Annotated in this window: 18 protein-coding genes and 1 pseudogene; 8 read left to right on the top strand and 11 right to left on the bottom strand. The window is 44.5% G+C overall.

Annotated elements, in window-relative coordinates; translation table 11 throughout:
• Positions 1–20 precede the first annotated feature (20 nt).
• Entirely contained in the window at positions 21–866 is an 846-nt protein-coding gene (gene queF, locus ACUHGC_RS08950; protein ID WP_446832992.1) for an NADPH-dependent 7-cyano-7-deazaguanine reductase QueF, read from the bottom strand.
• A gap of 100 nt (positions 867–966) precedes the next feature.
• Positions 967–1341 (bottom strand): annotated as a pseudogene (locus tag ACUHGC_RS08945) (DUF2310 family Zn-ribbon-containing protein); the annotation flags it as partial.
• A gap of 110 nt (positions 1342–1451) precedes the next feature.
• Here ACUHGC_RS08945 and ACUHGC_RS08940 point away from each other — a divergent pair.
• The 5 genes from ACUHGC_RS08940 to ACUHGC_RS08920 all read left to right on the top strand — a co-directional run bounded on the left by ACUHGC_RS08940 (position 1452) and on the right by ACUHGC_RS08920 (position 6834).
• Complete coding sequence (locus ACUHGC_RS08940) at positions 1452–1787, top strand: YqcC family protein (protein ID WP_446832991.1); 336 nt, start codon at positions 1452–1454, stop codon at positions 1785–1787.
• The gene (truC, locus tag ACUHGC_RS08935; RefSeq protein ID WP_446832990.1) at positions 1774–2559 is read left to right on the top strand and encodes a tRNA pseudouridine(65) synthase TruC; all 786 of its coding nucleotides are present in this window, start codon (positions 1774–1776) and stop codon (positions 2557–2559) included. The genes ACUHGC_RS08940 and truC overlap by 14 nt, the downstream gene beginning before the upstream one ends.
• A 150-nt stretch (positions 2560–2709) precedes the next feature.
• Positions 2710–3669 (top strand): TAXI family TRAP transporter solute-binding subunit, encoded by a 960-nt coding sequence (locus tag ACUHGC_RS08930; protein WP_446832989.1) that lies wholly within the window; start codon positions 2710–2712, stop codon positions 3667–3669.
• An 80-nt stretch (positions 3670–3749) separates the two neighbouring features.
• A complete protein-coding gene (locus ACUHGC_RS08925; RefSeq protein WP_446832988.1) occupies positions 3750–6416 on the top strand; it encodes a TRAP transporter permease in 2667 nt (888 codons plus the stop codon).
• Positions 6409–6834: a universal stress protein gene (locus ACUHGC_RS08920; RefSeq protein ID WP_446832987.1), complete on the top strand. Its 426-nt coding sequence runs from the start codon at positions 6409–6411 to the stop codon at positions 6832–6834. Before ACUHGC_RS08925 ends, ACUHGC_RS08920 begins: the two co-directional genes overlap by 8 nt.
• A gap of 66 nt (positions 6835–6900) precedes the next feature.
• Here ACUHGC_RS08920 and ACUHGC_RS08915 read toward each other — a convergent pair whose 3' ends face one another.
• From ACUHGC_RS08915 to ACUHGC_RS08905, 3 genes are all read right to left on the bottom strand, one after another.
• On the bottom strand, positions 6901–7371 hold the full coding sequence (locus tag ACUHGC_RS08915; protein ID WP_446832986.1) for a Dps family protein: 471 nt from the start codon (positions 7369–7371) through the stop codon (positions 6901–6903).
• 190 nt (positions 7372–7561) lie between these two features.
• A complete protein-coding gene (uspE, locus tag ACUHGC_RS08910; RefSeq protein WP_446832985.1) occupies positions 7562–8521 on the bottom strand; it encodes a universal stress protein UspE in 960 nt (319 codons plus the stop codon).
• A gap of 99 nt (positions 8522–8620) precedes the next feature.
• A complete protein-coding gene (locus ACUHGC_RS08905) occupies positions 8621–9379 on the bottom strand; it encodes an FNR family transcription factor (RefSeq protein WP_446832984.1) in 759 nt (252 codons plus the stop codon).
• A gap of 96 nt (positions 9380–9475) precedes the next feature.
• Between ACUHGC_RS08905 and ACUHGC_RS08900 the strand changes: the two genes are divergently transcribed.
• A complete protein-coding gene (locus ACUHGC_RS08900; protein ID WP_446832983.1) occupies positions 9476–9640 on the top strand; it encodes a hypothetical protein in 165 nt (54 codons plus the stop codon).
• A gap of 75 nt (positions 9641–9715) precedes the next feature.
• On the opposite strand, the gene ftnA (ACUHGC_RS08895) is transcribed toward ACUHGC_RS08900, so the two are convergent.
• The 3 genes from ftnA (ACUHGC_RS08895) to folE form a co-directional block, all read right to left on the bottom strand.
• Positions 9716–10237, bottom strand: coding sequence for a non-heme ferritin (gene ftnA, locus ACUHGC_RS08895; protein WP_446832982.1), 522 nt, complete (start codon positions 10235–10237; stop codon positions 9716–9718).
• Between the two features lie 11 nt (positions 10238–10248).
• The gene (gene ftnA / locus ACUHGC_RS08890) at positions 10249–10737 is read right to left on the bottom strand and encodes a non-heme ferritin (RefSeq protein ID WP_446832981.1); all 489 of its coding nucleotides are present in this window, start codon (positions 10735–10737) and stop codon (positions 10249–10251) included.
• A 968-nt stretch (positions 10738–11705) separates the two neighbouring features.
• Positions 11706–12362, bottom strand: a complete 657-nt coding sequence (gene folE, locus ACUHGC_RS08885) for a GTP cyclohydrolase I FolE (RefSeq protein ID WP_446832980.1) — start codon at positions 12360–12362, stop codon at positions 11706–11708.
• A 117-nt stretch (positions 12363–12479) separates the two neighbouring features.
• Between folE and moeA the strand changes: the two genes are divergently transcribed.
• Positions 12480–13712, top strand: coding sequence for a molybdopterin molybdotransferase MoeA (gene moeA, locus ACUHGC_RS08880; protein ID WP_446832979.1), 1233 nt, complete (start codon positions 12480–12482; stop codon positions 13710–13712).
• A gap of 20 nt (positions 13713–13732) precedes the next feature.
• Positions 13733–14455 carry a molybdopterin-synthase adenylyltransferase MoeB gene (gene moeB, locus ACUHGC_RS08875; RefSeq protein WP_446834878.1) on the top strand — a complete coding sequence of 241 codons (723 nt, stop codon included), beginning with the start codon at positions 13733–13735 and terminating at the stop codon, positions 14453–14455.
• Here the strand turns inward: moeB and ACUHGC_RS08870 are convergent.
• From ACUHGC_RS08870 to purF, 3 genes are all read right to left on the bottom strand, one after another.
• The gene (locus ACUHGC_RS08870; protein ID WP_446832978.1) at positions 14452–15675 is read right to left on the bottom strand and encodes an ATP-binding protein; all 1224 of its coding nucleotides are present in this window, start codon (positions 15673–15675) and stop codon (positions 14452–14454) included. The genes moeB and ACUHGC_RS08870 overlap by 4 nt on opposite strands.
• A 116-nt stretch (positions 15676–15791) precedes the next feature.
• Positions 15792–16379: a UbiX family flavin prenyltransferase gene (locus ACUHGC_RS08865; protein WP_446832977.1), complete on the bottom strand. Its 588-nt coding sequence runs from the start codon at positions 16377–16379 to the stop codon at positions 15792–15794.
• Positions 16379–17893: an amidophosphoribosyltransferase gene (gene purF / locus ACUHGC_RS08860; RefSeq protein ID WP_446832976.1), complete on the bottom strand. Its 1515-nt coding sequence runs from the start codon at positions 17891–17893 to the stop codon at positions 16379–16381. Before purF ends, ACUHGC_RS08865 begins: the two co-directional genes overlap by 1 nt.
• Between the last annotated feature and the right edge of the window lie 6 nt (positions 17894–17899).

Raw genomic sequence — 17899 nt, 5'->3', positions numbered from 1 at the left:
TTTTTCTTTGTTGTTTTTTGTTATTGTCGTGCCAAACGTTGATTCGGTAATTCCAGCGGATAATTCGCCCGATACGGATTAATATCCAAGCCGCCGCGCCGAGTGTAACGGGCATAAACTTTCAGCCGTTGCGGGCTGGCATATTTCATCAAATCGCAAAAAATCCGTTCGACACACTGTTCGTGAAATTCGTTGTGGTGACGAAATGATACCAGATAACGCAATAAAGCTTCGCGATTAATTTTATTGCCGCTGTATTCAATCTGTACACTGCCCCAATCGGGCTGTGAGGTGATTAAGCAATTGGACTTCAGCAGATGACTGACCAAGGTCTCGCTCACGCTTTGCTGCGGATCGGCGCAATCTTGCAGCAAGTGCGGTTGGAAATCATAACTGAGAATCTCGATGTCTTGTTCGTCGATACATTCGCCGTCAAAATGAGCAATCGTTTGATGAGCATAGTCGCTTAAGCCGTGTAACCGCACTTTGACTTCGCCGTTAGCACATGCGCTTAAATCGCGCTGCAGCAATTGCTCCACCTGTGCGCGGCTGTCAAAGCGGCTTTGATTAAAACTGTTGAGATACAACTTAAAACTTTTTGATTCAATTAAATTTTCGCTTCTAAAATCTAAATAAATATCGCCAATCGCCACTTGCGGCAAGCCTTTCGCATTCAGCCAAGAAATTTCGTATGCCGTCCAAATATCGGCGCCGTGACTGAACGGCTGCTGTGTGCCAATGCCTAAGCTGTCGCGATTTAAGCTGCGCGGCACGGCTTGCAGCAATTCGGGATTGTAATCGCTGCGGTAGTCGGTCTGTTTGCCGAGCGTCAGTTGATCGAGGCTGGCGTGTTGATATGAAATCATGTTGTAATGTCCTTAATCGTACCAAGAAAGATTGGAAACCAAGCGGCATTGGCAAAAAGCTATCGCCACTAAATAACGGCGAACAAGTGTGCAGATAGGTGGTGTACAAAATCTGCCAAGACGGCGACGCATCATCCTGTGGCAGGTGGCTGATGTGCGAATTGAGATCTTCGCCGACCAAGCCGATTTGGTGCAAATAGATGCCGGCATCCGCCGCGGCAAGCAAAGTGCGGTTCACATTTTCATTATTGAAATGGGGCAGTAGCGCTTGGTGATCAGGGCAGATCACCCGAATGCTAAAGCCGCGTTTATTGTCGATCTCATCATAATACAGCGGAAACTCACGTCCGATAATTTGTCCGTTATAGCGCCATTGCTCAATAATGTGATTGATTAGCCCCACTGCGTCTTGTTGAGGTAGATCGGGTTGTTTCTTGTTTGAATTGTAGTGGAAGAAAACGTCGATAGAGTACATTGTTTCCGGTTTTTCCTTGGAATATAAAATAAAATTGTAGCATAAACTCTCTTTGTTTTGCCGAAGTTAGATTACAATAGCGCAAATTTCATCAGACAAAAGGGAATGTGATGTCCGATCAGGCTTTATTACGCCAACAACTCAATCTGCAATTGCAGCGCTTGCAGCAGAATTTAGTCCACCTGAACTTATGGCAAACCACACCGCCGTCAGCGCCGAAATTAGCCAGCGAGCAGCCGTTTCATTTAGATACCCTTGATCCGCATGAATGGCTACAATGGATTTTTATTCCGCGCATGACCGCACTTTTAGAATCCGGCGCAGCATTGCCGAATCGAATTGCGATCAGCCCATATATTGAAGAAACCATGGCGGATTTAGATAAGCTGGAACTGCTGTTACAACCGTTAACCGACATTGAAGCGCTGCTGCATGAACACCGATAATCAACCCGTCACCTTGGAAATTCTGTATCAAGATCACGATATTATCGCGGTGAATAAACCGGCGGGAATGCTGGTGCATCGCAGTTGGCTGGATAAGTTTGAGACCCGTTTTGTGATGCAAACCTTGCGTGATCAAATCGGGCAGCACGTTTACACCGTGCACCGTTTAGATCGCCCGACTTCGGGGGTGTTGGTGTTAGCGTTGAATCAAGAGGCGGCGAGGCGCCTCAGCCAACAATTTGAACAAAAACAAATTGATAAACGTTATTTAGCGGTGGTGCGCGGCTTTTTGGACGGCAGCGGCACGATTGATTATCCGCTGAAAGAGCAGCTCGACAAAATCGCCGACAAATTCAGCAGCCAAGACAAAGAACCGCAAAGTGCGGTGACCGACTATCAATCGCTACAACAAATTGAAATGCCATATCCGGCGGGGCGTTACCCGACCGCGCGCTATACACTGGTGCGGTTGTTTCCCAAAACCGGGCGCAAACATCAGTTACGCCGACACTTAAAGCACCTATTTCACCCAATTATCGGCGATTCCGCATATGGCGATCTGCGTCAAAACCGCACTTTTCATCAGCAACTGAATTGCAGCGGGTTAATGCTGCACGCCGAGTCGATTAGCTTTGAGCATCCGATCAGCGGAAAGCCGCTGGCAATTCACGCCGGCTTTGATCAAAATTGGCAAAATTTGATCTATGCTAAATATCTTCAAATGGAAAATAAACAATTGATTGATTTGTTAGCAAATCTTCATAAAAGTTAAGATTTTATTAGAAAAACAAGCTGTCTTTGGCATTTGTAGTTGCAATTAATATAGCCTTTGTTATATGTTATCAACAAGCTACGCAGGATATGGCTTGGTTTTACTCTAATCAATATCAATAAATTAGATAACAATTAGAAGGAGTGTTGTATGAAAAAACTGTTCAAATTATCACTAGTTTCAGGTTTAATGGCGGCTTCTGCCGGCGCACTGGCTGCCGATCAATTCGTGACCATCGGTACCGGCGGACAAACCGGCGTTTATTATGTTGTGGGACAATCCATTTGCCAATTGGTAAACCGTGATTCAGCCAAAAGCAGCATCAAATGTAACGCTCCTTCCACCGGCGGTTCCGTGGCTAACTTAAATTCCATTGCCGCTAAACAAATGGATTTAGGAATCGCACAGTCCGACTGGCAATATCACGCCTATAACGGCACCAGTTCTTTTGAAGGCAAGAAAAACGACAAGTTAAGAGCGGTTTTCTCGATTCACCCTGAGCCGTTCACCGTAATGACGCGTACTGATGCCAACATCAAAAGCTTTGACGATCTGAAGGGCAAACGTGTGAACGTGGGCGATCCGGGTTCCGGTACGCGTGCGACCATGAACGTGATTCTGGCGGCAAAAGGTTGGGATGATTCGGCTTTCCGCGTGGCGTCTGAATTGAAACCGGCGGAAATGGCTTCCGTGATGTGTGATAACAACTTAGATGCGATCACCTATAACGTCGGACACCCGAACGGCGCGTTAAAAGAAGCGGCGGCTTCTTGTGCCACGCATTTAGTGCCGGTTCAAGGCGAAGCGATCGACAAACTCATCGCTGATCACAGCTACTATGCGAAAGCGGTAATTCCGGGCGGTTTATATGCCGGTTCTGATGAGCCGACCGACACTTTCGGGGTTTATGCAACCTTAGTCAGCTCGACCGATGTGAGCGACGATCAAGTTTATGCGGTGGTGAAAGCGGTGTTTGACAATTTTGACCGTTTCAAACGTCTGCACCCGGCATTTGCTAACTTGAAAGAAGACGAGATGATCAAAAACGCATTATCTGCACCATTGCATGATGGCGCAGTGCGTTACTATAAAGAAAGAGGCTGGATGTAATTTATCCGGTTTATTCGATAAAATAAAGGCAGGGATTGTTCCCTGCCTTTGCAGTTTAGAACTTTAATAGGGAAAAGGATATGTCAGATACTAAAAATAAACCCTTTGACCAAGATGATTTGCAAGACATGGTGGCAGCGAACGACGCAGGCGGACGCAATCCCTATGGATTTACTAAAAAACTCATTTTCGGGATTGCAATTCTTTGGTCGTTATTTCAAATTTATTATGCTTCACCGCTGCCTTTCGTTTTTCAGGAAGCATTACGCGCCATCGGTTTAGGCTCAATCAATGTGGTGTTTGACGACACCAAAGCGCGTTCTATCCATTTGGCATTCGCGCTGTTTTTGGCTTATCTTTCTTATCCGGCGTTTAAATCCTCGCCGATTCACCGTGTGCCGTTGGTGGATTGGATTTTCGCATTTGTCGCCGCATTTTGTGCCGCTTACTACCTGTTTTTCTATGACAGTTTAATCACCCGTTTTGGTGCGCCGAACACGCAAGATATCGTGATCGGGATTATCGGGATTTTGTTGCTGTTGGAAGCCACTCGTCGCAGTTTGGGCCTGCCGTTGGTGATTATTGCAACGGTATTTTTGCTGTATAACTATTTCGGGCAATATTTTCCGTCGAGCTGGATTATCAGCCACCGCACCGGCAGCCTGTCACATATCATCAACCAACAATGGATCACCACTGAAGGGGTGTTCGGTGTGGCGTTAGGGGTTTCCACCAAATATGTATTCTTGTTCGTCTTGTTCGGGGCGTTATTAGATAAAGCCGGGGCAGGGAACTATTTCATCAAAACCGCCTTTGCTTATTTAGGGCATTTCCGTGGCGGTCCGGCAAAAGCCGCTGTGGTCGCGTCAGGATTAACCGGCTTGATTTCCGGTTCGTCAATTGCCAATGTGGTGACCACCGGTACGTTTACCATTCCAATGATGAAACGGGTCGGCTTCTCACCTGAAAAAGCCGGTGCGGTTGAGGTCGCCTCCTCAGTGAACGGGCAAATTATGCCGCCGGTGATGGGCGCTGCGGCGTTTTTGATGATCGAATACGTCAATATGCCATATAACCAATTAATTACCCACGCATTCCTGCCTGCGGTGATTTCGTATATCGCGTTAGTTTATATTGTGCATTTAGAAGCCTGTAAAATGAATTTGCAAGGCTTAGAAAGAGCCGATGCCGCCAAGCCTTGGGTTATCAGCCTGCTGCGTGCGCTAGGTAGTTTTATCACTATTTGTGTGCTGTATTTTGCGATTGAACACGGATTATCTTGGATTAAGCAACTAGCACCGGGTCACTCGTTGGCAATCGTCTCGGCGTTAGTCGGCATCATTTATTTGCTGTTACTGAAACGCGTTGCCGGATTTGATGATTTGAAAATTGACGATCCGAACTCCCCGGTAGTGAAATTGCCGTCTGTTAGACCAACGGTTAACGCCGGGTTACATTTCTTGCTGCCTGTTGTTATCTTGATTTGGTGTTTAATGATCGAAAGAATGTCGCCGGGGCTATCGGCATTCTGGGGCAGTCTTGCACTGTGTTTCATTTTATTAACTCAACGCCCGATTTTAAACTTCTACCGTAAAAAGGGTGAAATCTGGCAGGCGACCAAACAAGGCGTTAACGACTTGGTCACCGGTCTTGAGAGTGGGGCGCGAAATATGATCGGCATCGGGATTGCCACCTCAACCGCCGGGATTATCGTCGGTGTGGTCGCTTTGACCGGATTTGGCGTGCAGTTGTCAAGCATTATCGAGTTTTTATCGATGGGCAACATTCTGTTAATGCTGATTTTAGTGGCGATATTCAGCTTGATTTTAGGCATGGGCTTACCAACTACTGCGAACTATATCGTGGTGTCATCGTTAATGGCGACAGTTATCGTTGAAGTCGGACGTCAAAACGGGTTAATTGTACCGCTGATTGCCGTGCATTTATTTGTGTTCTATTTCGGGATTATGGCAGATGTCACCCCACCGGTCGGCTTGGCGTCTTTTGCGGCGGCGGCAGTTTCCGGCGGCAAACCGATTCAAACCGGTTTAGTTGCCTTTGCGTATAGCCTGCGTACCGCACTTTTGCCGTTCCTGTTTATTTTCAACACCGATTTGTTGTTGATTGATGTCGGATTTACAAAAGGTGTGATGGTGTTTATCATTGCCACCATTGCGATATTGGCATTTACCGCCGCCAGTATGCGTTATTTCTTTTACCATAATAAGTGGTGGGAAACCATTTTACTGCTGGTGATCTCGTTTATGCTGTTCCGTCCGGGTTTCTTTATGGAATATATTTCTCCGACAGAGCGCCATATTGAACCGATTCACATGGTGGAAGAAATTGCTCATGCGCCGGTTGGGGAAACATTAACCCTAAAAGTGGCGGGGATTAACCAATACGGCTCACCGATTGAATTTTTCTCTCAATTGAAAGTGCCTGCCGGCGAGAGCGGGGAAGCGCGTATCGAGAATTTAGGCTTAACTTTGCTGAACAGCGGTGAAAAAATCGAAGTGGACGGCGAGATGATTGATAAAATCATTATTGATGATGCGCAACTGGGTTCCGAAGCGGCGAAAGCCGGGTTAAACTGGGATCAAACCATTTTATCCGTATCGTTACCGCGTCACAATACCTTGCCGAAAGAGCTGATGTTCATTCCGGCATTGGCATTATTAGCCGGTTTAGCAATGATTCAAAGACGACGTAAATCCTTATCCGAACGGAGTAACTCCTATGTTTAAAAATATCCTGATTGTGATTGATTTGGGCTACATTCCCATGGCAAAAAAGTTGGCTGAAACCGCACTTGAGATGACCAAAAACAACCCTGACACGGTTTACCGTGTGGCGGGGATTGTTTCGGCACCAAGCAATAGCATTGTGTCTTCATTTTTGCCGACCAACTTCGATAAAGATGTATTAACCGAAGCCAATAAAAAGCTGCATGAGTTTACCCGCGACGTATTCCCGCCGGAAAGCAAAGTTCAGCACATCGTGGCTTACGGTACGATTTACGAAGAAGTGAATCGGGTCGCAGAAGAAAAAAATGTTGATCTGATTTTGATGATGGCGTCAAAAGACGACAATAAAGAGGGCTTGAGTTCAAATACGGTGAAAGTGGCGCGTTATAGCCGCAAACCGATTTTGATTTTACGCTAATCTTTTATAGATAAAAAACGGCAAGTGGTATGAAATCGCTTGCCGTTTTTATTTTTAAATCAATGATTAACGCGCGGATGTTGCCGTTAGCATCCAAATCAATTTCTCTTGTTCTTTGATATAGTCGCTCATTTGCGATGCCGTGCCTTCATCGTTGGCATCTGCCGCTAAACCGAGAATTTCGCGCTGTAAAATCAATAACTGGGTTAGCCCTTTTAACGTGCCTTGCAGTGTTGCTTGATCAGTTACTGCATCAGTATGGGATTTAATCGTTGAAACCGTCAGATAAGCGGCAAATGAATGCAGCGGACGCTGACCTAAGGTTAAAATTCGCTCGGCGATTTCATCCACTTTGATTACTAAATCATTATAAATTTCTTCAAATTTTGCGTGCAATTCAAAGAAATTAGGCCCGGTAATATTCCAGTGATAACCGCGCACATTCATGTAAAAAACTTGATAATTTGCTAGCAGAACGTTTAATTTTTCCGCTAGCTGTTGTGACTTTCCCTGATCTAATCCAATGTTAGTTGTCATATTATTGCTCCTTAATGTCCCTGTTTAACTTACGTGAATAGTATATGGGTAATAATAAATTAGTTCTAATGATTAAATTAAATGATTTTGATAGGTGAAATCTAATTTGTGAATCCAAAGTGCGGTCAGTGTAGGGAAGGAATAAAAGTGAGCAAAAGAAAAGGCTTCGGCGAAGAAGCCTTTAGTGCCATTAATCTTGACTAGCCATTTGCTCTAATTCGTAAGGATCAGGTTTAATCGCTAAGACATCGCAATTTAAGCGCCCGATAACGTGTTCCGCCGTGTTACCCAAGAAGGCGGCGGACAGACCGGTTCGCCCGATTGTACCGAGAATTACCAGTTCCGCTTTAATTTTTTCAGCCACTTCCGGAATAACTTCTTCCGGCAAGCCTTCCTCTACATGAGTATGATCTTCGTTTATCGAAAAGTTTTGGCGCAAGGCTTTCATATTAATTAAATGCTGCCCGCGGATGCTGTCGGTGTAGGCATTCGGATTAAACTCCGGCAAGTCGATTGCCATGTTGACCGGCGTGGTCGGGTAGGCGGAAACCAAGTGGATTCGTCCGGCTGCCAATACTGTGGCTAAATCTAAACTGCTGTTGACCAGTTTTTTATTTAAAATATCGTGGTAATCTTCATCGTCGGCAACGTTAACCGCAACTAAAATCCGTCCTTCCGGCTGCCATTCATGTTCTTTCACCATTAACACCGGGCAAGGGCATTTGCGCAGCAGTTGCCAATCGGTCGGCGTGAAAATCAGCGCGTCCAAGCCTTCAGCCGGTTTGGCTTCTTTCACCACCAGATCATGATTGCCAAGTTCGACTTGTTCGATAATCGCTTCGTAATCACGACTTTTCCACACCACTGAGGTATCAATCTCAATGCCGGAATCGGCAGGAACTGTGGTTTGAATTAATTCTTGCAGCCATTCTTCTTTTTGACTGATGATGCCGCTGTGCATACTTTCACGTTCTTCTGAGGACAGCATGGCACTCATTTCAAACGAAAAATCATACAGGGATAAAAAGAGGGTTAATTTCGCCGAAGTGTCGGCTTTTTTGAGCTGTTTTGCCAAATGCAAAGCCCGTAGCAGGCTAGGCTGAGTTTCCAGCATTGGATCGATAACAACCAAGATATTATTGAAACGCATAGTATAACCTCCAAATTCATAGTGGGAGTGACACTATCAATATAGAGGATATTTTCTTAAACAACAACTATCTTGGTTAATTTTTTGATTATCAATGGATTATGCAGTGGTTTTACATTTTGTGGCGTCTGCCAGCGTGCGCAGTTTGTCCAGATCCATAATAGTGATAAATTTGCCTTGTACCGAAAGAATCCCGTTTTTCTTAAAGCGACCGAGCAGACGGCTGATGGTTTCCACCGTCAAGCCCAAATAGTTCGCAATATCGCCACGAGTCATGGTCAAACCAAATTCTTTGGAAGAGAAGCCGCGTGCCGAGTAGCGCTGCGACAAGTTATTGATAAACGCCGCCAACCGCTCTTCAGCATTCATTTTGGATAGCAACAGAATCATCGCTTGATCGCTTTTAATTTCACTGCTCATCAACCGCATAATTTGCTGTCTTAATTTTGGCATTTTACCCGCCAAATCATCAAGAATATCAAATGGAATTTCACACACCATTGCGGTTTCCAGCGCCTGAGCAAAACTTGGGTGGCGCATATCGGTGATCGCATCAAAGCCGACCAGATCGCCCGGCAAGTGAAAAGAGGTGATTTGTTCCTCGCCGGTTTCACTGATGGTATAGGTTTTAATCGTACCGGAGCGGATAGCATACAACGAGCGCAGCGGATCACCGGCTTTAAACATGATTTGAGATTTTTGAATCGGTTTTTTTCTTTCGATAATATTATCTAATTGATCCAATTCCTGATTGTTCAAGGTGAACGGAATACACAACGTGCTGATGCTGCATTCTTGACAATGGATTGCACAGCCGCCGGATTGGATTCGTACAGCAGAAATATTCGTTGAGGTCATTTTTATTACGCCTTTTAAAGAAAAAAATTGATCTACCTCAATAATTCTAGCATTATTCGGGGTATATAAGAAGTATTAAAATGATAGGACAGCAAAATGGCGGCGGAAAAACTGACAAAAAAACGCATAATTCAACTTTTGATTGCATTGACAATCTTGATCTCGGCATTTTTATATCGCAGTTGCCATTATCAACCGCAAACCGCACTTCAACAACCGACCACGCCAGCAGCAGAAAGCGAGCCCGCAAAAAGCGAATAAAATAAATAGAGTAGTCGAAAACGAAAAAGCCCGTCACGTTATTATCCGTGCGGGCTTTGCTTATGTTAATTCAGTTTAATTTGCAGCAGCATTGTCGGCGGCAGTTTCAACCGATAATCCCGCCAAATCGCCATCAATGTGGTATAGACCGCGACCATCGGTGCCGACCAAATTGAATTTATCTAAAATGCCGCTGAACAGTTTTTCTTCTTCATGCTGTTCGGCAACATACCATTGCAGGAAGTTAAAAGAAGAGAAGTCTTTTTCCTGAAACGTGAGATCCACCAATTCATTGATTTTCGAGGTGACCAATTTTTCGTGTTTATAGGTCAATTCAAAAATCTCTTTCAACGAGTCAAAGCTAGATTGCGGCGCCTCAATTTTGCCAATCACCGCTAATGCGCCGGTTTCGGTCAAATAGGTGAATAGGCGGCGCATATGTTGCATTTCTTCATCGGCGTGTGCCAATAAGAATTGCGCAGCGCCCGGAAAGCCTTTTTTCTCACACCAAGCACTCATTTGCAAATAGAGGTTCGAGGAAAAAAATTCCAAATTTAATTGCTCATTCAATGCGTTAATGATTTTTTTGGATAACATGGTATTTTTCCTTATTGTAATGTGGCCAATTCTTTATCAATGAAGTAGAGCGATAACCCGGAATCACCCAACAAGTTAAATTTGTCGATAATACCGTTAAATAATTTCTCTTCTTCGTGCTGTTCTGCGACGTACCATTGCAGGAAATTGAAGCTGGATTGATCGCCGCATTCGAAGGTGACTTCAACCAGTTTATTGATTTTTTGCGTAATCATTTTTTCGTGTTCCAGAGTTAGCTCGAACACCTCTTTTAATGAACCGAATTCGGTTTGCGGCGCGTCTAATTCGCCCAATACCGGCATAATTCCGGTGTCGTTCAAATATTGAAACAGTTTTTGCATATGTTGCATCTCTTCGTCTGCATGACGCAACAGAAACTGTGCCGCGCCTTCAAATCCTTTTTGCGAACACCAGGCGCTCATTTGCAGGTATAAATTAGAAGAGTAGAACTCAAGATTAATCTGCTCGTTTAGCTTATTAATGACTTTTTTGTCTAACATGGTTACATCCTTTCAAAAAGTGATTGATTCCAGAAGAAAACTATTAAATTGAGAGCATTAATAGCAGTTACCTTAAATATAATACTCCGAATCGGTGTTAAAGAAAAGTGAAAAACATAAAAAATAAATGTAACTCATTAATAAATAAAGCAATCATAACCGTTATCATTTATGTAAAAACTTGCTGAAAAGTTGAGCCGCGCCAACTCAGTACAAATCAATAAACAGAAGTTGCCTTAATTTAGAAAAGCATATTTCAAATATCGCTCAAGAAAAGACAATGTTAGCCATTTGGTGAGGTTATCCGCAAAACATAATATCGGTTGACAAATTTCTATTAGCCAGTTTATTTCAATGATTCAAATATTACATCCAAATTTTGAGCTTAAATTACTTTCCACAAGCCGGTTAAATTCATCTCAATCCAATATCAACATTCAAATACTTGATGAAATTCGCATAGCGATTCAAATCACATTAACAGAGCAGAACGGCAAGTGACAACAAAGTGACTTATTAAAACCAACAATTTAACATAATATACATTATGCGAAATAAGTTATGCAGTTAGTGATTGCTACGATATAAATAAATCACAGACTTATTCACAGATCACAAATCTAACGAAAGCCAAGTGAAAACACTGAATCTAGCGCCCTTGTCACAAGATTTTTCACGAGTTATCCTCATAGAAATAATCAGTGTCATGTTTAAGTAAAATGAATTTACTGTCAGTAGCTATGCGCTAATTTAAGTATCGTCAGCAAGAAAACGTCTAAAAATTGGATAACCGCGCTGCGCTCGATAATCTGCCGAATTAATTCAGCAAGATGTTATGAATGGTGACTATGAATAGAAAAATAAGGAAAAAGAAATGAACAATATTTCGGCTAAGCCTAAAACAAAAAATCCACAATCGGATTTGATTGTGGATTTCACTTAACTATTTACTACAGCTAATTATGACATTATTTGCTGATTAAGCTTAAAAACTCTTTGCGAGTTTCGCGGTCTTCCAAGAAAACGCCACCAAATGCAGATGTGACCGTGTAACTGTTGCTGTCTTTAATCCCACGACATTTCACGCAAAAATGGGTCGCTTTTACATAGACCGCCACATCGTCAGTTTGCAAAATGGTTTGAAGTGCGGTCAACACTTGTTCGGTCAAGCGCTCTTGCACTTGCGGACGCTGTGCTAAAAACGCCACAACCCGATTAATTTTTGACAACCCGATCACCCATTCTTTCGGGTAATACGCCACCGAAACTTTGCCGTCAATGGTAACGAAATGGTGTTCGCAGGTGCTGGTTAACGTCACATCGTTGACCAACACCATTTCGCTGACTTTCATTCGATTACGGATATTGGTGATTTTCGGGAAATTGGCATAATCCATTCCGGTGAAAATTTCATCAAGATACATTTTTGCCATTCTAACCGGCGTTTCTTCAATGCTGTCATCGGATAAATCTAAACCAATAAGCTGCAAAACTTCACGCATATGTTTTTCGATTTCTTTGCGACGCTGTTCCAGGCTCAAACCGACGTCTTTCATCGGGGTTTCAATCCCTTTAGCAATCAAAGCTTCGCGCACTTTGGCAGCTTCAACAGAAATGTTACTCATTTATTACTCCAGTTAAAATTAAGGGCGTTATTCTAACAAAAAAACTTCAAAAAATTAATTAAATTATCATGCGGAATTGCGTTAAAATGATGCCTTATTTTTCATAAGGACGGCAGCATGAACAAATTATTGACACTTTCACAAGCACTGGAAAATATCACCACCGCACTTCCCTTTCTTGACGCCACACAAACTGAGGTTATTTCGCTTGATCAGGCACAAAATCGGATTTGTGCCGACGATATTCGCTCGCCGATTAACGTGCCCGGTTTTGACAACTCGGCAATGGACGGTTATGCGGTGCAACTTGCTGACCTGCAATCCGATAACGCATTGGAAATTGCCGGAAAAAGCTTTGCCGGCTCACCGTTTACCGGCGAATGGAAAGCCCAAAGTGCGGTTCGGATCATGACCGGCGCGATGATTCCTGAAGACTGTGACGCGGTGATTATGCAGGAACAAGCGGAAATTGATGCCGACGGCAAAGTGCGGTTTAATGCAACCGCAAAAGCCGGGCAAAATATCCGCCGTTTAGGGAAAGATGTCAAAGCCGGAGAAATCGTGCTGAAACAAGGTGCTAAGCTGACCGCACTTTCACTGCCGCTACTCGCCTCTTTAGGTATTGAAAATGTTCGCGTATTCAAACGATTAAAAGTCGCCTTAATTTCAACCGGCGATGAACTGGTCGCCGTCGGCAAACCGTTAAAAACCGGACAAATCTATGATACCAACCGTTTTGCCGTCAGATTAATGCTGGAAAAATGGAATTGTGAAATTTTGGATTATGGCATTTTGCCGGACAATCAACAGCTGTTTGAACAAACCTTTAACCAAGCGCAACAAGCAGCCGATTTGGTGATCACCAGCGGTGGCGTATCGGTCGGCGAAGCGGATTTCACCAAAACGGTATTGGAAAAACTGGGTGAAATTAATTTCTGGAAATTAGCGATTAAACCGGGCAAACCGTTCGCATTCGGCAAATTACAAAACGCCTGGTTCTGTGGCTTGCCGGGCAATCCGGTTTCAGCATTGGTGACCTTTTATCAGCTGGTTCAGCCGGTGATCGCCAAATTAAGCGGTTATCAGGAATGGAAAAAACCGGTGCAATTGCAAGCCGTTGCTGCCGCGTCGCTGAAAAAAGCGCCCGGTCGTTTGGATTTTCAACGCGGGTATTATTCGCTGAATGCAGACGGCAAAATCGAAGTGCGGTCAGTCGGTTTCCAAGGCTCGCATATGTTCAGCTCGTTTGTCGCCAGCAACTGCTTTATCGTATTAGAGCAAGAACGTGACAATGTCACAGCGGGCGAGGCAGTGACGATTGAACCATTTGATATGTCGGTATTCGGTTAAACTGCGACGGAAACGGAATGATGACCGAATTAAGCTATCAGGAAGAACTGCGTTATAACCGCCAAATTATCCTCAAGGCGGTTGATTTTGACGGGCAAGAAAAGCTGAAAGCCAGCAAAATGTTAATCGTCGGTTTAGGCGGTTTAGGTTGTGCTGCTGCCCAATATTTGGCAACCGCCGGTGTCGGGCATTTAACCCTGCTGGATTTTGACACCGTTTCGCTTTCCAACTTGCAGCGCCAAGTGCTGCATGACGACAGCCGCTTGGAAATGCCCAAAGTGCGGTCGGCGCAATTGTCATTGCACAAGCTCAATCCGCATATTGCGATTGAAACGCTGGATAAAAAGCTAACTTCCGACGAATTAAGTGACCTTGTCACGAAATTTGATGTTGTACTCGACTGTACCGATAATGTAGAGATTCGCAATCAACTGGACGTCGCTTGTGAAAAAGCGCAAGTGCCACTGGTTTCCGGCGCGGCGATTCGAATGGAAGGTCAAGTCTCGGTTTTCACTTATCAACCGAACACGCCAACCTACCGCACTTTAAGTCGATTATTCGGCGAAAACACCTTAAGCTGCGTCGAAGCCGGCGTTCTTGCGCCAATTGTCGGCATTGTCGGCTCGATTCAAGCATTGGAAGCGATCAAAGTGCGGTTAAACATCGGCAAAAACCTGTGCGGACGGCTATTGATGATTGACGGTTTCAGCATGAGCATGCGAGAAATCAAGCTGCCAAGTTAGAGATAATCCAACGGCAAAGCGACCAAATCCGCCGCCAACCACAATTTTTCAGGATATTGATTAATGATCGTGCCCTGTCCGATTTGAATTTCATCATTGGCAAAATAGTGCTGTAACAGCTCAAAATGTTTTGCCATTTTTTTGTTCGGCGCAGCGGTCATTTTAATTTCAATCGGATACAACGTTGAGCCGTCGGCAATAATTAAATCAATTTCTTTTTGATTGGTATCGCGGTAAAAATACAATGGCGGCTCGGTAATCCCCTGATTATAAAATGATTTAATAATCTCACTCACCACAAAGGTTTCAAAAAACTGCCCGCTTTTTGCGCCTTGTTGCAAGGTTTCCGGAGTGAGCCATTTGGTTAACCATGCCATAAGTCCGGTATCCAGCATAAAAACTTTCGGCGTTTTAATCGCCCTTTTCAGATGATTATTACTGTACGGTTGCAGTAAATAGACAATCCCCGAAGTTTGTAAAATCGTTAGCCAGCGCTTAATCGTATCCACCGACACGCCAACCTCTTGCGCCACATTGCTGTAATTCAACAATTCGCCGCTGCGCGCGGCAATCGCCACCATAAACCGCATAAAATCGCTACGATTATTGACATTGGTTAATTGTCGAACATCGCGTTCGATATAGGTGGCGACATACGACGCGTAATAAATATCCCAGTTGGTTTCTTGCTGGTATAGACGCGGCATATACCCTTTATGAATGGTTTGCCAGATCGAGGAATATGGCGTTAACTCCGCTTCCCGCGCCTGAATATACTCTTGTGTCGGAATAAACGCGCGATTAAATGAAATTTGGTGGATCTCTCGCAAGGAAAATCCCTGTAATTTCAAAATAGCAATGCGCCCTGCCAGCGTTTCACTGACATTTTGTATCAACTGAAAGGCTTGTGAACCGGAAAGTAAAAACAGCCCGTTTTGCTGCTGTTTGTCGATTTCCCATTTTAGTGAGGAAAAGAGTTCCGGCACATATTGAATTTCATCTAAAATCAATTTGCCGTTGTTATTTAAGAAAAATAACGTCGGATCTTGTTGCGCCATTTCCAACGCAACGGGATTATCAAACGTCACATAGCGATAATCTTCTCCGATATGCTGTAATAAGGTCGATTTCCCGACTTGGCGCGGTCCGGTGATTAACACCGCAGGAAATTGGCGAATCAGTTGTGACAACAGTGATTGTAAATGGCGTGAGAAGTACATAACGCAAGCCTTTTAGTTTATTTTGCGATGCTATCTTAAATTAAACTTAAAAATAAACTAGCTCTACTCAAAAATCAAGTTTAATTTAAGATAGCATCGCAAATTAAACTTAATTCTTACTTATTCGGACTGCCCCAACGCTGAAACAGATCCTGCGGCAGTTCAATATTAAATTGATCCAACAAGCGGTTGACACTTTGATTGATTAATTCGTCTAAGGTTTGCGGTTTGTGATAAAACGCCGGCATTAGCGGCGTGATGTGCGCGCCGATTTCGGCCGCTTGGGTCATTAAGCGCAAATGCCCTAAATGCAACGGCGTTTCGCGTACGCATAAATGCAGCGGTTTGCGTTCTTTCAAGCAGACATCAGCGGCGCGGCTGATTAAATCATCACTGTAACAATGGGCGATTGCTGAAAGGGTTTTAATCGAGCAAGGCACGATTGCCATGCCCAAAGTGCAGTATGAACCGGACGACACCGCCGCGCCGATGTCGCGAATGTCATAATTCACATCCGCCAGCGACCGCACTTGTTGGACGGTATAATCCGTTTCTAGTGGGATCGTTTGGCGCGCGGCATTGCTGATGATCAGGTGCGTTTCAACATCGCTCTGCTGCAACACTTGCAACAGGCGAATGCCGTAAATCGCACCGGAAGCGCCGGTTATGCCGATAATTAAACGTGCTGGTTTCGGTGCCGTCATTATCTTTCGTTGTGCATTTCCAGATTGGTGGCGTCTTTTGCCTGATCTTGCTTGGCCTTGTCATTGCGCGCAAAGGCAATATTATCCAGATACTCTTTTGAGACATCGCCGGTGATGTATTCGCCGGTGAACACCGAGGCGTCAAAGTGCTTAATCGACGGATTTTCTTGGCGCACCGATTCGGTTAAATCGTTTAAATCTTGGAACACTAAACGATCTACGCCGATTAACTCGGCAATTTCCTCAACCGTGCGGTCATAGGCGATCAGTTCGTGCGCAGTCGGCATATCAATGCCGTATACGTTCGGATAACGAATTTCAGGCGCAGCAGAAGCAAAATAGACTTTTTTCGCACCGGCATGGCGTGCCATTTCGACGATTTGTTCGGAGGTTGTGCCGCGCACGATCGAATCATCGACCAGTAACACGTTTTTATCTTTAAATTCGGACGAGATGGTGTTCAACTTGCGGCGCACCGAGTTTCTACGCTGCTCTTGCCCCGGCATAATAAAGGTACGTCCGACATAACGGTTTTTCACATAACCTTGACGATACGGAACACCCAGTTCATGTGCAATGCGCAACGCGATATCATTTGAGGTTTCCGGAATCGGAATCACTACATCAATATCTAGATCTTTCCATTCACGCGCAATTTTTTTGCCTAAGCGCTCTCCCATGTGGACTCGCGCGGCATAAACCGACACACCGTCAATATAGGAATCCGGGCGAGCGAAATACACATATTCAAAAATGCACGGGCAAAGATCAGGACTTACTGCACATTGTTCAGAATAGAAATTACCGTTAAAATCCACATAAATTGCCTCACCGGGATTGACATCACGCACAAATTCAAAGCCAATCGCATCAAGTGCCACGCTTTCTGAGGCAAACGCATATTCGGTGAAGCCGTTTTTCAACTGGTGTTTGCCCAACACTAGCGGACGAATGCCATACGGATCGCGGAATGCCACCATGCCGAAACCGATAATCATCGCCACACAGGCGTAAGCACCGCGAATATCACTATGCGTTTGTTTAATTGCTTGGAAAATATCCGCCGCTTGCAGTTGAATGCCTTCGGTTTGATCAAGGTGGTAGGCAAGAATATTTAATAGGGCTTCTGAATCGGAATTGGTGTTGACGTGGCGGCGGGCTAAGGTGAAAAGTTTTTGTTTGAGTTCATCGGAGTTGGTTAAATTGCCGTTGTGTACCAGCGTTAAACCATAAGGGGAATTGACATAAAACGGCTGAGCTTCGGAAACGCTGGAACTGCCCGCAGTCGGATAACGCACATGACCGATTCCCGAATTGCCCTGCAGCCGCATCATGTGAATCTGCTGGAAGGTGTCGCTCACCAGACCGTTCGCTTTACGCAGGCGAAAACGGTTTTCATCGTCAATCGTCACAATTCCGGCGGCATCTTGCCCGCGATGTTGCAACACGGTCAACCCGTCATAAATTGCCTGATTAACCGGCGTTTGCCCGATAATTCCAATGATTCCACACATTTTGTC

Source organism: Testudinibacter sp. P27/CKL/0425 (genome assembly GCF_052931395.1).
Note: the sequence above shows the minus strand (reverse complement) of the source record. Positions and strands in the feature narration are given on the sequence as shown.

What these genes read in the sequence shown, in the direction of transcription:
- queF (WP_446832992.1), bottom strand. Translation starts at nt 866, where the DNA reads ATGATTTCATATCAACACGCCAGCCTCGATCAACTGACGCTCGGCAAA.
- ACUHGC_RS08940 (WP_446832991.1), top strand. Translation starts at nt 1,452, where the DNA reads ATGTCCGATCAGGCTTTATTACGCCAACAACTCAATCTGCAATTGCAG.
- truC (WP_446832990.1), top strand. Translation starts at nt 1,774, where the DNA reads ATGAACACCGATAATCAACCCGTCACCTTGGAAATTCTGTATCAAGAT.
- ACUHGC_RS08930 (WP_446832989.1), top strand. Translation starts at nt 2,710, where the DNA reads ATGAAAAAACTGTTCAAATTATCACTAGTTTCAGGTTTAATGGCGGCT.
- ACUHGC_RS08925 (WP_446832988.1), top strand. Translation starts at nt 3,750, where the DNA reads ATGTCAGATACTAAAAATAAACCCTTTGACCAAGATGATTTGCAAGAC.
- ACUHGC_RS08920 (WP_446832987.1), top strand. Translation starts at nt 6,409, where the DNA reads ATGTTTAAAAATATCCTGATTGTGATTGATTTGGGCTACATTCCCATG.
- ACUHGC_RS08915 (WP_446832986.1), bottom strand. Translation starts at nt 7,371, where the DNA reads ATGACAACTAACATTGGATTAGATCAGGGAAAGTCACAACAGCTAGCG.
- uspE (WP_446832985.1), bottom strand. Translation starts at nt 8,521, where the DNA reads ATGCGTTTCAATAATATCTTGGTTGTTATCGATCCAATGCTGGAAACT.
- ACUHGC_RS08905 (WP_446832984.1), bottom strand. Translation starts at nt 9,379, where the DNA reads ATGACCTCAACGAATATTTCTGCTGTACGAATCCAATCCGGCGGCTGT.
- ACUHGC_RS08900 (WP_446832983.1), top strand. Translation starts at nt 9,476, where the DNA reads ATGGCGGCGGAAAAACTGACAAAAAAACGCATAATTCAACTTTTGATT.
- ftnA (WP_446832982.1), bottom strand. Translation starts at nt 10,237, where the DNA reads ATGTTATCCAAAAAAATCATTAACGCATTGAATGAGCAATTAAATTTG.
- ftnA (WP_446832981.1), bottom strand. Translation starts at nt 10,737, where the DNA reads ATGTTAGACAAAAAAGTCATTAATAAGCTAAACGAGCAGATTAATCTT.
- folE (WP_446832980.1), bottom strand. Translation starts at nt 12,362, where the DNA reads ATGAGTAACATTTCTGTTGAAGCTGCCAAAGTGCGCGAAGCTTTGATT.
- moeA (WP_446832979.1), top strand. Translation starts at nt 12,480, where the DNA reads ATGAACAAATTATTGACACTTTCACAAGCACTGGAAAATATCACCACC.
- moeB (WP_446834878.1), top strand. Translation starts at nt 13,733, where the DNA reads ATGACCGAATTAAGCTATCAGGAAGAACTGCGTTATAACCGCCAAATT.
- ACUHGC_RS08870 (WP_446832978.1), bottom strand. Translation starts at nt 15,675, where the DNA reads ATGTACTTCTCACGCCATTTACAATCACTGTTGTCACAACTGATTCGC.
- ACUHGC_RS08865 (WP_446832977.1), bottom strand. Translation starts at nt 16,379, where the DNA reads ATGACGGCACCGAAACCAGCACGTTTAATTATCGGCATAACCGGCGCT.
- purF (WP_446832976.1), bottom strand. Translation starts at nt 17,893, where the DNA reads ATGTGTGGAATCATTGGAATTATCGGGCAAACGCCGGTTAATCAGGCA.